The sequence below is a fragment of the Candidatus Thiodiazotropha sp. LNASS1 genome (assembly GCF_964212655.1).
Taxonomy (GTDB): Bacteria; Pseudomonadota; Gammaproteobacteria; order Chromatiales; family Chromatiaceae; genus Thiodiazotropha.
The window spans coordinates 1995241-2009799 of record NZ_OZ156465.1 but is presented as its reverse complement, the minus strand read 5'-3'; the positions used below and the strand labels follow the sequence as shown (position 1 = coordinate 2009799).

Annotated in this window: 10 protein-coding genes; all 10 read left to right on the top strand. The window is 50.8% G+C overall.

Going from position 1 to position 14559, the window contains the following annotated elements; all coding sequences use genetic code 11:
• Window positions 1-28: 28 nt before the first annotated feature.
• The 10 genes from AB8516_RS08765 (at window position 29) to AB8516_RS08720 (ending at window position 14556) form a co-directional block, all read left to right on the top strand.
• Window positions 29-922: a cytochrome-c peroxidase gene (locus tag AB8516_RS08765; RefSeq protein WP_369159902.1), complete on the top strand. Its 894-nt coding sequence runs from the start codon at window positions 29-31 to the stop codon at window positions 920-922.
• A complete protein-coding gene (locus AB8516_RS08760; protein WP_369159900.1) occupies window positions 919-4152 on the top strand; it encodes an EAL domain-containing protein in 3234 nt (1077 codons plus the stop codon). Before AB8516_RS08765 ends, AB8516_RS08760 begins: the two co-directional genes overlap by 4 nt.
• A 280-nt stretch (window positions 4153-4432) precedes the next feature.
• Window positions 4433-6160 (top strand): dihydrolipoyl dehydrogenase, encoded by a 1728-nt coding sequence (gene lpdA, locus AB8516_RS08755; RefSeq protein WP_369159898.1) that lies wholly within the window; start codon window positions 4433-4435, stop codon window positions 6158-6160.
• Window positions 6161-6251: 91 nt separating this feature from the next.
• The gene (locus tag AB8516_RS08750; RefSeq protein ID WP_369159896.1) at window positions 6252-6416 is read left to right on the top strand and encodes a hypothetical protein; all 165 of its coding nucleotides are present in this window, start codon (window positions 6252-6254) and stop codon (window positions 6414-6416) included.
• A gap of 20 nt (window positions 6417-6436) precedes the next feature.
• Complete coding sequence (locus AB8516_RS08745) at window positions 6437-7642, top strand: class I SAM-dependent methyltransferase (RefSeq protein ID WP_369159894.1); 1206 nt, start codon at window positions 6437-6439, stop codon at window positions 7640-7642.
• Window positions 7639-8418 (top strand): alpha/beta fold hydrolase, encoded by a 780-nt coding sequence (locus tag AB8516_RS08740; RefSeq protein WP_369159892.1) that lies wholly within the window; start codon window positions 7639-7641, stop codon window positions 8416-8418. Before AB8516_RS08745 ends, AB8516_RS08740 begins: the two co-directional genes overlap by 4 nt.
• Window positions 8419-8469: 51 nt before the next feature.
• Window positions 8470-9420, top strand: a complete 951-nt coding sequence (locus AB8516_RS08735) for a TAXI family TRAP transporter solute-binding subunit (protein ID WP_108292153.1) — start codon at window positions 8470-8472, stop codon at window positions 9418-9420.
• A 366-nt stretch (window positions 9421-9786) separates the two neighbouring features.
• Window positions 9787-12357: a TRAP transporter fused permease subunit gene (locus AB8516_RS08730; RefSeq protein WP_369159890.1), complete on the top strand. Its 2571-nt coding sequence runs from the start codon at window positions 9787-9789 to the stop codon at window positions 12355-12357.
• A 1-nt stretch (window position 12358) separates the two neighbouring features.
• On the top strand, window positions 12359-12826 hold the full coding sequence (locus tag AB8516_RS08725; protein ID WP_369159888.1) for a hypothetical protein: 468 nt from the start codon (window positions 12359-12361) through the stop codon (window positions 12824-12826).
• Between the two features lie 467 nt (window positions 12827-13293).
• The gene (locus tag AB8516_RS08720; protein WP_369159886.1) at window positions 13294-14556 is read left to right on the top strand and encodes a BPSS1780 family membrane protein; all 1263 of its coding nucleotides are present in this window, start codon (window positions 13294-13296) and stop codon (window positions 14554-14556) included.
• The last annotated feature ends 3 nt before the right edge of the window (window positions 14557-14559 follow it).

The following is a 14559-nucleotide window of genomic DNA, read 5'->3' as shown; positions in this document are numbered from 1 at the left end:
GGTAATATCTTTTGCCAGTGCTGCAGGATTGAAGAATGAGCCCATAGGGCCATTGACAATCGAGCGCAATCTGGATCCGAGGCTGGTGTCCCTTGGAGATCAGCTATTTCATGATGCCAGGCTATCGCAGGACAACAGCATCAGTTGCTCCAGTTGTCATGTTCTCTCGACTGGAGGGACCGATCGCAAAAAGAACTCTGTTGGAGTAGGGGGTAAAGTTGGGGGTATCAAGGCGCCCACGGTCTACAACACCCGATACAACTTCGTTCAATTCTGGGATGGCCGGGCTCTGACGCTGGAAGAACAGGCGGCCGGTCCGGTCCATAATCCTATTGAAATGAGCTCCAACTGGGAGGAGGTTATATCCAAGCTACGCAAGGATCCAACTATCGTGGAAAAATTTGAAGAGCTTTTTCATGATGGAATCAGCGGGGAGAATATCGTTGTCGCCATAGCAGCTTTTGAACGCTCTTTGGTAACAGTCAACTCACGCTTCGATCGATGGCTCAAGGGAGAAGAGGGAACGCTTACCGAAAGGGAATTACGCGGTTACCGCCTGTTTAAAAGCTACGGCTGCATCAGCTGCCATCAGGGCGACAACGTGGGTGGCAATATGTTCGGTGTCATGGGTGCGAAGGGAGACTATTTCAAGGATCGGCATGGCGGTATCACGGAACCTGATCTGGGACGATATAATGTCACCAAACAGGATGAAGACAAGCACTATTTCAAAGTACCCAGTTTACGCCTGGCGGCAATCAACCCACCCTATTTTCACGATGGATCGCAAACAACCCTGCAAGGTGCGATAAGGATCATGGGTCGTTACCAATTGGGGCGTGATCTGCCGGAAAGTGATATCGATGATATTGCTGCGTTCCTCCACACGTTGGTCGGAGAGCATGTCAGGCTGAAACCATGAGTATGCTCAAACAAATGTACAGCAAACGCAGCCTCCTGCTTGTCTCGCTTTGTATTGCCTTGATTCTGTTATTGGTGGTCTATTGGGATGATAAATCCGAGAATTACGCCGAACTTTCACATAACCTGCTCCAGTTAAAAGAGATGGATGCACGTCTTGATCGAGACGTTCTCAAGATTACCTCTTTTCTGTTGAATCAATACGATCCGTTGGTACGCACCACTAACCGTTTAAGGGATTTACGACAGCAGATCGTCGCTAAAGTGACAGAAGTGGATGATCGTGTACTGTCTAGTCTAACGGACCGATACTGGCAGGGTATGGATGAGAAACTGGCCATCATCGAAAAGATAAAATTCCAGGCAGCTGTGGTGCGTAACGGCATACACTACCTGCCAATCGTCGCGCGAGAGTTGAAATCTGTGGATCCCCTGGTCTATCAGGATGTACTGGAACTGCTCAACTCCCTTTTAGCCTACGATCTTTTCTATACCGACTCGCAATTGGATGATATCGTTTCAACGCTAAAGCAACTTAAAAGCTATGAAATATTTTCACCTGAAAACAAGCAGAAATTCGATCAGGTACTCTTCCATATAGACTCAAATATCGTGGATCTGACCAATCTAGGGGCCTTGAAAACACGCTACCTGGCTGTACCGAGCCAGGAGTATTTCGAACATGTTCACTCGAGGTATGAGCAAAACCGGGTTGATGAAACCACTAAAAAAAGACGCCTGATCATAGCCCTGTCCGTGTTTGTGATCATATTGCTATTGAGCCTTTGGCAATTGATAAGGCGTTTGCAGAATGCCAACCTTGAGGTTAGTCGCGCATGGTTCCGGTTACATGATGCTGTGGATAATCTCTCAGAAGCATTTGCCCTGTTCGATGCAGAGGGCCGCCTGGTATTGCACAATCGTCGCTTTGGCGAGTTTTATTCCTGGTTGAAGGGATGGATCAAGGAGGGTGTCAATATCGATGCTCTGCAATCGGTTACGGGGAACCGCATCAAGAATTTAAGCCTTGAAGGTGAGTCGATAGTTGAGTCGATGCCAATGGGGCAGTACCTGGAGCAGATCGATAATGGCGCCTGGTATCTGGCGAGTAACAGTTATACCAATGAGGGCGGCATTGTCTGTGTCAGGAGTGATGTCACTGAATCGAAACAGGCGGAAGTCGATTTGAGAAAACTCGGCAGGGTGTTGGAGCAGAGTCCCGCATCGGTGATGATCACCAATATCAATGGCGTTATCGAGTATGTCAACCCACGTTTCGAAAAGGTGTCAGGTTACAGTGCGGAGGAGGTTGTAGGCAAGAATCCACGAATACTCAAGAGTGGTGACAAGACCAAGGAAGAGTATAAGGCGATGTGGGATTCCCTGCTGGCAGGCAGGGAGTGGCGCGGCATATTCCACAACAAGCGTAAGGATGGTTCCATCTACTGGGAGTCGGCATCGATTTCACCACTGCGTAACGACAGGGGGCAGATTACCCACTTCATCGCTGTGAAAGAGGATGTCACCGCACAAAAACGTGCTGAAGATCAATTGCGTATGAATGCTACGGTCTTCGATACCACTCAGGAAGGCATCATGGTCACCGATGCCGACAATCTGATAAAGACCGTCAATCCCTCTTTCACCCGCATAACGGGTTACTCTCCTGAAGAGGTAATCGGCCAGTCACCAAGTATTCTCAGTTCCGGCAGACATGATGATGGTTTTTATGAGGAACTCTGGGATTCGATACTGCATAAGCGCTACTGGTCCGGCGAGATCTGGAACCGTCGCAAGGACGGTAGTGTTTATCCGGAATGGCTGTCGATAGCGGCAATACCCGATGATCAAGGTATTGCAAAAGAATATGTGGCGGTATTTTCGGATATCTCCAAGCATAAAGAGAATGAGGAGCAGATACTTTATCAGGCGAACTATGATGCCTTGACGGGTTTGCCGAACCGTTCCCTATTTTCAGATCGACTGGATCAGGCCATAGGATCAGCATTGAGAGAGCAGTGGAAGCTGGCGATACTGTTTGTCGATCTGGACCAATTCAAGATGGTTAACGATACCTTTGGTCATGTCATGGGCGATGAATTGTTACAGCTTGTCGCTAAACGTATCAGCGATTGCGTCAGGGAATCCGATACCATTGCCCGATTTGGCGGTGATGAATTCGTCATATTGCTGCAGGATGTGAGTGATATGGATGCTGTGGCCCATATCGCCACAAAAGTGATCGATAAAATTACCAAGGTTTTCACGCTCTATGAACGTGAAATCTTCATCGGGGCCAGTGTCGGTATAACCGTCTTTCCCGATGATGCGATGAATGCGGATTCTTTGTTACGAAATGCCGATATGGCAATGTATCAGGCTAAGGATCGTGGCAGGAACAACTATCAGTTTTTTACCGCCTCCATGCAAAAACGAACTCTGGAGCGGCAGCAGCTTGAACTTGATTTAAGGCTTGCGGTTCAACGTAGTGAGTTGGAGATCTATTATCAACCGGTTGTTGACGCTGAATTCGAAAAGATTGTCAGCGTAGAGGCTTTGTTGCGTTGGAATCATCCTCACAGGGGTATTGTCAATCCCGGTGTTTTCATTCCGTTGGCGGAAGACAGCGGGTTGATCGGTCCGATCGGTGAATGGGTGCTACAAGGTGCATGTGAACAACTGAACAGGTGGCATAACTCGGGTCATTCCGACCTTAGATTGGCGGTTAACCTATCCAGCCGTCAGCGTGAACTCGGCTTGGAGGCCGGTTATCTGCAGCAGATACTGCAGGAATCAAACCTGGATCCGGATATGCTGACACTGGAAATTACCGAAAGCCTTCTGTTGCGAGATACCGAAGAGGCGATTACCTGGCTTTCAAGCTTTAAAACTCTTGGTGTCAATCTCTCGATTGACGACTTCGGCACCGGTTACTCGTCACTGAGCTACCTCAAGCGATTTCCTGTAGATATCCTTAAAATCGATCGCTCGTTTGTCAGTGACCTGCCGGCGAATACGGGTGATGTAAAGCTGGTCAAGACGATCGTGGCCATGGCGGACAGTTTGAACCTGGGATTGATTGCAGAGGGAGTGGAGACCAAGGCGCAGGCTGAATTTCTTGTGCAAAACGGATGTAGCAATCTACAGGGTTTCTACTATGCAAGACCGATGTCAGCTGCCGATATGACAGCCTGGCTGCAAAGGGATATGCGAAGCACAGGTACAACCTGATTTGGCCGGAATTCGGGCCTTATCAAAATCACCCTCAATTAATCCGGCAACTAAACAGATCATGTTCAGTCGCCGTGTGGCTTGCTTTGGGCGGGCACACGGCGATCTGACATTTATAGATCAATCGGTTAGGCTTATCTTGATGTCCTGAATATGTTCAATTCGGTTGCCGGGTCAATATCATCCATTCACAAATAAATTCCGTCCTTTGGCTACGCTCCTCCATATAGAAATGCTATAAATGGTTAGAATAGTTAAAACAATAGATTGAGGAGCGTCCATGAGTGGCATCGTAGAGGTTACCCTTCCCGATATCGGCGATTTTGAGCAGGTTGATATCATTGAGATATTGGTTGCGGTAGGAGATAAGATCGAAGCTGAAGACTCAATCATCACTCTGGAGAGTGATAAGGCAACGATGGATATTCCTTCTCCATATGCAGGCGTGGTAAAGGAGCTGCACGTCAAGGTGGATGACAAAATCTCAATGGGTGGCAAAATCCTCAAGCTTGAGTTGTCTCAAGGCCACTCAGTGGACGAAAAACCATCACCGACCAAGGCGCCAGTCTCAGAGGCGGTCAGAGGCAGTGCAGATAAGCTGGCCGATGTTGTTGTGCTGGGTGCCGGACCGGGTGGTTATACGGCAGCCTTCAGGGCTGCCGACCTGGGCAAAAAAGTGATTCTCATCGAACGTTATGATGATTTGGGTGGGGTCTGTCTGAACGTTGGATGCATACCCTCAAAGGCTCTGCTTCATGCCGCTGACGTGGTCAGTGAAGCGGCAGAAATGGCTGAGATGGGGATCACCTTCGGCAAACCCAAAATCGACCTGGACAAGCTACGCGCCGGCAAAGATAAGGTCGTGAAGCGCTTGACCGGCGGTCTGAAGCAGCTGGCCAAACAGCGCAAGGTGGAGCTGGTGCATGGAGTTGCCCGCTTTGAATCGCCGAACAGGATTGCAGTCAAGTCAGCGAGTGGTTCACTCTCTATCGGATTCAACGATGCCATAATCGCCTGCGGTTCCAGTCCGGTGCAGATCCCTGGATTTCCCAATGACGATCCGCGTCTGATCGACTCGACCGGCGCCCTGGCCCTGGCGGATATCCCGAAGCGCATGTTGGTGGTTGGTGGCGGTATCATCGGGCTCGAAATGGCCACAGTCTACAGCACGCTAGGCAGCGAGATCGATGTGGTTGAGCTGCAGAATGGACTGATTCCGGGTTGCGATCCCGACCTGGTGCGCCCTTTGCAAAAGCGAATCGCTAAACGCTACAGACAGATCATGTTGGGCACCAAGGTTATCGATATCCAGGCACTGAAGAGCGGCTTGAAGGTGACTTTCGAGGGTAAGCAGGCGCCGGAGAAACCACAGACCTATGATCGGGTTTTGGTGGCTGTCGGGCGTACTCCCAACGGTAAGAGGATCAATGCGGAAGCGGCTGGTGTAGCGGTTGATGATGCGGGCTTTATCCCCGTTGACGAACATATGCGGACTAATGTCCCGAATATCTACGCCATAGGTGACGTCGTAGGCCAACCCATGCTGGCCCACAAGGCGACCCATGAAGCCAAGGCTGCGGCGGAGGTCATCGCAGGGTTGCCGGCCAGCTTCGATCCCTTGACCGTGCCCTCGGTCGCCTATACCGATCCGGAGGTCGCCTGGATGGGCTTGACAGAAACCGAGGCCAAGGCCCAGGGTGTAGCCTATGAAAAGGGTGCCTTCCCGTGGGCTGCGAGTGGACGTGCATTAGGAATCGGCCGCGACGAGGGTTTGACAAAACTGCTTTTCGATCCGGACACGAAACGCATTCTCGGTGCGGGTATTGTCGGACCCAATGCCGGTGAATTGATCGGTGAGACCGTGCTTGCCTTGGAGATGGGCGCCGATGCCGAGGATATCGGATTGACCATACATCCTCATCCAACCCTGAATGAGACTATCTGTTTTGCCGCTGAGATGGCAGAAGGCACGATTACCGATCTGCTGCCACCAAAGAAACGGAAGTAGACTTAGGGCCTGTTAACACTCATCCAATTGGCCCTGTTGCCCCTGAAAAAGCGCCAATCAAGGCGCGAGGAGAGAGGTTTGGTTATTCCAAATGAGCGACGAGCAACGCAGAGTGGCGCTTTTTCAGGGGCAACCCGAAGGGCTGGGGCTATTTTTCCGCCCAGCGGCGTTAGCATTCACTCATGTAGAACAACTACACATCGTTCATGCTGCCTTGCTGGACGAAAAAATAGTCCCAGCAGGGCCGATTGGATGAGTGTTAACAGGCCCTAGGCCTTGGATAAGATCACCGCTGAGGTACAGGCGTTTTACGAGGCCTATCCCTATCCGCCGGATGGTCGCGTGAATTGTGATGGATATCATGCGCGTCTGTTGCTCAGCTACCTGCAGCGCGACAGCGATGAATCCGGGCGAATACATGTCCTGGAGGCTGGTTGCGGCAGAGGTTTGAATCTGCTGGCAGCTGCCGAAAGACAGACGGATGTCGATTTTACCGGTGTTGATATCAATCGTGTCGCCATTGCTGAGGCCACTCATCGCAGCAAGCAACGAGGAATAGACAATCTCCGTTATTTCATTTGCGACCTGCTGGATCATGAATCGCTGCCGGTGAGGGAAGGCGGCTACCAGGTCATTCTGTCCTATGGTGTATTGACCCATTTGAGTAATCCGTTGCTGGGATTACGACATATCAGTCGGCTGTTGGCGCCGCAGGGTGTAATCGCCATCATGCTCGATGGCAGTTATGGCCGGCAACCCCTGGATCGATACCTGCAGGCCTTGAGTATCATCGGTCACGATAGCCGCTCCATGGACCGATTGTCGATGGCGAGAGCGCTGGCGGATGCGGCGGAAACAACACTTTTCAACGGTAACTGTTGGCAGGGAACCGCCAGTGTCGATGATATCGAGTTTGCCGATCGGTGCTTGCATGTTCACCAAAAAAGCTACGACATAGCCGGTTTATGGCGACTCCTTGACTCGGCAGGTCTGCGTTTTATCCGTTGGCTGGAGCCAAATGATTGGGAGATACGGCAGGTGATCGATAATCCGGAGTTGCTGCGTCTTATCGATTCGATCGGTGATATGAAACGCTTTCAACTCACCGAGCGCCTCAAATTTCTTCCCAAGTTCACGCTGTTGGTGTCCAGGCGTGAAGACAAACCCCGACCACTCCTGCGGGCAACTGAGGTGGCGGCGAGTCAATATGCGCTCAATCCACAGCTGATGCTGGATCGAAAGGGTGAGCACGTCGGGGGTTGTCTCCTGCGAGGTCGCAGGGTTGATTTGAACAGCCATCCATTAACGCATCTGGTTTTGGCTCAAGCAGCCCAACTTTCAGATGAATTCCCCGGCCAGCAGCTAATCGATCGACTCTTGAAACAAAATCTCGGTTCACAATTGATTATCCAAGGCATCCTGCACGCGGTTGAGCATGAATTATTGTATTGTCCCCATGCGGCAGGGGATGATCTGACATGAGCAAGCATGCTGTTGAGTTGTATTTTCGTAAATTCGGCAAGCCCGAGCAGCCCACGCTCTGTTTACTGCACGGCCTGTTCGGATCAGCCAGCAACTGGATGGGCATTGTAAAGTATCTACAGGATGATTTTCACATCATTACCCCGGATTTGCGTAACCATGGTCGCTCTCCCCACCATGATGGCATGGACTACACGCTGATGGCCGGGGATCTGTTGGAACTGTTCGATCGTTTGGGGATAAACGGAGTCAATCTGTTGGGACATAGCATGGGGGGCAAGGTTGCAATGTGGTTGGCCTTGCAGCAACCTGAGCGGATCGAAAAACTAGTAGTTGCGGATATTGCGCCGGTGGCCTATGAACATGGTTTCGACAATGTCTTCGAGGGACTATGCGGACTACCGCTTGATAAGATTCAGCACAGAGAGGAAGCAGATAAGTTGCTTGCCGGGTGGGTTGCCGAAAAGGGTGTGCGACAGTATTTGCTGCAGAATCTTGTAAAGCAGCACCAGGGTTGGACATGGCGTTTCAATCTTGACGTTTTGCGTAAGTCGATATCGCATTTGACTGGATTTCCGGAACCCGGCAGGCGCATCTTTGCCGGCGAGGCGTTGTTTATCCATGGTGAAAAATCGGATTACGTCAGAGATAGTTATCGAGAAAGCATGGGCCAACTCTTTCCCCATTTTAGGCAACGCATGCTACATGGTGCCGGTCACTGGTTATATGCGGAACAGCCTCAGCTTTTTGCCCAGGCTATAAAGGGTTTTCTTTAAAATTTGCGGTCTATATACACTATCGTGTGAAATATATTATCAGGAGGATCTATGAACAAACTCATCGCGCTGTGTCTATTGCTGGCGCCTATGTTCGGTATTGCGGCCGAGCAACGCTTCACCAGCATCGGTACCGGTGGACTGACCGGTGTTTACTACCCAACGGGAGGAGCCATTTGTCGGCTGCTGAATAAGGGCCGAAAGAGCCATGGTATTCGTTGTTCCGTGGAGTCCACGGGAGGTTCGATTTTCAATCTCAATACCATCGCCAGCGGCGAACTCGATTTCGGTGTGGCACAGTCTGACTGGCAATACCATGCCTATAATGGAAGTTCGAAATTCAGTCAGCAGGGATCGAACAAATCCTTGCGTGCCGTTTTTTCCATTCACAGCGAGCCGTTTACCGTGATGGCCCGGAACGACAGCCATATCAAGGTGTTTACCGATTTGAAGGGAAAGCGGGTCAATATAGGCAACCCGGGTTCGGGACAACGCGGCACCATGGAAGTGTTGATGAATGAATATAACTGGAACAAGGGCGACTTCAAATTAGCGTCAGAGCTAAAGGCCACCGAGCAGGCCAGAGCACTGTGCGACAACAAAATCGATGCCATGATCTATACGGTTGGTCATCCGAATGCTTCAATCAAAGAGGCTGCTACCGCCTGTGATACGCATTTGGTGCCGGTAAGCGGTGAAGTGGTGAACGCCTTGATCGCCACCAATCCATACTATGCATCCGCAGTCATTCCAGCCGGTATGTATCGGGGCAGTGACAGTGAAACCGCGACCTTCGGGGTCAAGGCGACACTGGTGACTTCCGAGACGGTGGATGAGGAGGTTGTCTACCAGCTGGTGAAGGCAGTATTTGAGAATCTGGCGGTTTTCAGGAAACTGCATCCCGCTTTTTCCCATCTCCAGGCCGAAGAGATGCTGAAGGGGAACTCAGCTCCCTTCCATGCCGGTGCGCTGCGTTACTACAAAGAGAAGGGCTTGCTCTAAGCGCCTTCATAATCACGCAATGCGGCAGAATCTTAACCTGCGTAAACATGCGCCTAGCGTTGACAGGCCCTAATACAATTCAAGCCGCAAATGAACGCCAATCACCGCAAATGGTATGACAATTTATATGCTTAAAAAACAAACCGTCAGAGAGCCTGCAACAGGTTTAAACAATCTGGGTAGAGAGTCGGAATATCCGGGATTTGAGTTGCATGACTTCGGTCAACTCATTTTCCCTACATGTAATTTGCGCTTGTTTGCGGTGATTGGCGTACATTTGCGGCTTGTCTTTTCTAAATATATTACCCGCTTGGGTATGTGCGGAGTACTTGAGTCTTCTGCACCGTTCATCTTTAAACTTATTCGATGAACCAGGGCCAGAACAACAGTCTGCAGCTTGAAATGATCGAGGCGGCCGAGTTTGGCGGCAGGCGGCCTGAAGGGTTTGCACGCAAGGTTTTGCTGGGAACCGCCCTGGCGTGGGCTGTGTTTCAGCTATGGGTCGCATCGCCCCTGCCGTTCAGTCTGGCTGTCGGGGTGTTTAACGATACAGAGATCCGTTCAATCCATCTGACATTTGCGATATTTCTGGCCTATCTCTCTTTCCCGCGCCGTAAGGTGATTACCCATACCATACCCATCACAGACTGGGTGCTTGCCTCGGTGGCAGCCATCTGCGCCATCTATCTGTTTCTCTTCTACGAAGCGTTGTCAGACCGCTCGGGAGCACCGACAAGCCTGGATATTGCTGTTGCCATGTTGGGCCTGTTATTACTGTTGGAAGCCACCAGACGTGCTCTGGGTTGGCCGCTGATGGTGATCGGGATCTGCTTTCTGGGGTATACCTTCAGCGGACCCTGGTTACCCGATCTGCTTGCCCATAAAGGCGCCTCTTTAGCGCGCGTTGCTTCTCATCAATGGTTATCGACTGAGGGCGTGTTCGGTGTTGCCGTCGGTGTCTCCGCAGGTTTCGTTTTTCTGTTCGTGCTGTTCGGCAGCCTGTTGGAGCAGGCGGGAGGGGGACACTATTTCATCCGTGTCGCCTATGCCCTGGTGGGGCATCGACGGGGAGGCCCGGCAAAGGCTGCAGTATTGGCCTCGGGATTAACGGGGATGGTCTCGGGTTCCTCCATTGCCAATGTCGTTACCACAGGCACCTTTACCATTCCACTGATGAAGCGTGTGGGATTCAGTGCGGAGAAATCCGGTGCCATCGAGGTGGCTGCCTCAACCAATGGTCAGATCATGCCGCCAGTGATGGGGGCTGCCGCTTTCCTGATGGTGGAGTATCTCAATATCTCCTATCTGGAGGTCATCAAACACGCCTTTCTACCGGCGGTTTTAAGCTATATCGGTCTTATGTATCTGGTGCACCTTGAAGCGGTCAAGGCGGGAATGCAGGCTGAGAAACGCAGTAGAGCGCTGACTTTAAAGCAGCGGTTGTTGGGTTGGGGGTTGACCCTCTCAGGTGTGAGCTGCTTTCTGTTTTTGGCCTATTGGCTGCTTGCGATGGTCAGCAAGCTGTTCGGTGACTATAGCTTTTACGCCAATGCAGGATTGGTTCTACTTTTTTATAGCTTGTTGATCTATTGCGAAGTGCGTTGTGGTTTACGAACGCGCCAACAGGAATCTGCTGAAACCATGACCGTCGGTACCGCACTCCTGGGTGGTCTCCACTTCCTGCTTCCGATCCTGGTATTGGTCTGGTGTCTGATGTTGTTACGCCTCTCTCCGGCAACCGCCGTGTTCTACTCCATCTGTTTGATGATTGTGATTCAACTTACCCAGGAGGGATTGCGGGCACTGTTCCAGGGTGGGTCCGTAATCATGGGTATCAGGCATGGTTTTACTGCACTGGTCGTAGGAATGGAGAACGGTGCACGAAACATGATCGGTATCGGAGTCGCGACCGCGACTGCAGGCATCGTGGTTGGTACAGTCAGTCTGACTGGTATAGGGCAGGTGATGGGTGAGTTGGTCGAGACACTTTCCCTCGGTTCGGTAGTACTGATGTTGTTGTTAACGGCCTTGATTTGCATGATCTTGGGTATGGGGCTGCCGACGACCGCTAACTATATCGTTGTCTCGACATTGATGGCGCCGGTTATCGTGCAGCTCTCCGCCGCCCATGGTTTGGACATACCGCTAGTAGCTGTACATATGTTTGTATTCTATTTCGGTATTCTGGCCGATGATACCCCACCGGTGGGATTGGCCGCCTATGCGGCAGCCGGTATCTCCAACGGCGATCCGATCAGAACAGGTCTGCAATCGTTTTATTACGATATCCGTACCGCAATACTGCCATTCATGTTCATTTTCAACACCAATCTTTTGATGATCGGTATCGATAGCCTGATAGAATTTCTTGTTGTTGTATTGCAGGGCGTCGTGGCTATGCTGCTGTTCGTCTCCGCAACCCAGGGTTGGTTGTTGGTCCGTAACCGCTTATGGGAAACCCCGCTACTGTTATTGGTGGTTTTTTCCCTTTTTCGTCCCGACTTCTGGCAGGGTTATTTTTTTCCCGCCATGGAGTGGCGCCCCGTGCAGGGTGTCGAGTCACATATCGATTCCCTGCCGATGGGAGGTAAGGTGCGACTGCAGGTTGAAGTGGAAGATGAAGAGAGTCTGATGAGGACTCGGGAGATCATTTTCACCAAACCTGAATCACACACAGGAGGTTACCTTAAGAGTATGGGCTTTATTACCGAGCCGGATGGCGATACGCTTCGTGTTATCGATATTGGTTTCCTTAGCGCGGCCGAGCAAGCCGGTCTGATCGCCGGTTTCAATCACCGGATTACCGGTTACTACAGTCAAAGCAAACAGCCACATAGCAGCTGGTTTCTGATACCGCCCCTGTTGTTGATGGGAGGTGTTTTGTGGCTCCAGTATCGTCGCAGCAACCTGCGTGAGCAGACAAACCTGGGAGTATAAAATGCGTGTTATTCTGGCACTCTGTACGCTGTTTCTGATTACCGGTCCTTGTATGGCGAATGGGCCTGCGGATTCATCCTCTGCGGTAAAAGTCTTCAGGTCCGGGGAACCTTTCGAAGATGTTGTGGATAACATCAAGATGGCTATTGTCGAGCGAGGGCTCCTGGTCAGCGGCACCCTCCATGTGAGTGATATGTTGAATCGCACGGCACCGGACCTGGGTTACACCGAGGTATTTACCAAAGCGGAGTCTGTTGAGTTTTGCAGTGCACTGATTTCACACAAAATGGCCCAGGCAGCCCCGGAGAATATCGCCATATGTCCTTTCACAATTGCGGTCTATGTAAAGCAGACAGATACGGAACAGGTATATGTCGCCTATCGTTCCCCTCATCTCGCTGGAAAGGGTAAAGAGGTAGCCGATGAGATCATTGCCCTAATGGAGGGCATTATTGAGGATTCCATTTGAGTTTTTCTTGCTTGATATGTTGTAACTTATGTCATACGGGATGTGTGTTAGTGTTGACAGATACAACGCAGGCACTCGGAAAATGAGAATGGTCATCCCTCTCTACGCTGTGCCGTTGCTGGGGTAAGTGGTGAATCCGGTGTACAAAGATCCCGTCATGGGGAGGTTCAGGGGGCTGATCAACCAACAGACATTGGATTGCCGGTGACCTTTTAGTCGAAAACTGAGTAAAAAACTGCAGATTTATTGATCATGATCAATACATTATGGGGAGTAAATTCAGGCAGTACAGATATTTAGTTTATTATTTAGCTTAATAATCATTAAGTTATGTGGCATCGTTAAGGCGCGATTATTGTGCAGACTGATTCTGCCCCGATTTAAGAACAGGCGCATATTGCCGTTTATATGGAGAATGGAATGCATCGGGTTTTGCCTTCCAAAGGGGTTTATTGGAGAGAGGGGTAATGTCAGAAGTTTATAAAGTTATCTATACCGGTAAGCTGAAACCGGGCACCAACCAGGATCGGATCATTGCCCTGTTCAGTGAGAAATTCAAATTAGGGCCGGATAAGGCGGAAAAGCTGATTATCAGCGGCAGGCCGGTAACCTTGAAAAAGGATATCGATCTGGAGAAGGCAGAGAAGTATCAGGAGTCCCTTGAGAAGTTGGGGCTGACCATCGAACTCGATCCTAAACCCCCGGTTGAAGAGCCGGAGATACCCGAAATATCATCCGATCTCTCCCTTGTGAGTTTCGATAATGGCGATGAGGATGCAACCGAGGTGCTGGATCCCACAATGAATCCTGCCGGTGGACGCTGTCCCAAATGTGGATCTCCGAACATGCAGATGGGAATCTGTCAGGATTGCGGTATCGTAGCTGCCAAATATCATGCAGCCCAGGCCAGGGAAGCTGATATGGCCACTCAGATCGATCAGGGAAAGGCTGACGCAGGAACTGAAGAGAATCCCTACACCACGCCTGAAGCAGAGCTTGAGCAACCCGTGGAAGGTGATATGACAGGTCCCCATGGCGTATCCGCCGGGAACGGACTGAAGTGGATCGGCAGAGGGTGGTGGCATTTCAAACAGGCGCCCGTGAGTTGGGTTGCGGTTATACTCATATGGTTTGTCTTGGCCTTCGTGTTCAGTTTGATTCCTATCCTTGGCGCCCTTGTCGTCAACGTTTTGACCCCGGTTTTGATTGCCGGCCTGATGATAGGTTGTCACGAGCAGGATCAGGGAGAAGATTTCTCTGTCAGCTACCTGTTTGCAGGATTCGCCAACAATGCCGGTCAAGCCATAATGATTGGTGTCTTCTATCTGATATTTATGATCCTCTTCGCAGTCGGGTTTGCCGCTTTGATGTTTGGCAGTATTGGCGAGCTGGCTGCGCAACAAGCCGATCCTGAAGCGATGGCGATGATGTTTTTCTCATCCTCATTCGTGATAGGTCTGCTGGTCGCAGCCCTGTTGTTTATACCGATTATGATGGCCTATCTGTTTGCACCGGCATTGGTGGCATTGAACGAGATGTCCGCCTGGGAGGCAATGAAAGCAAGCTTCACGGGTTGCCTGAAGAATATCCTGCCGTTTTTTCTCTATAGCCTGGCTGCTATTGTGTTGATGATCGTGGGATTCATCCCGTTTGGCCTGGGACTGCTGATCGTTTCTCCAATTCTGATCGCTGCAATCTATTCGGCCTACCGGGATATCTACTACAGCTGATCC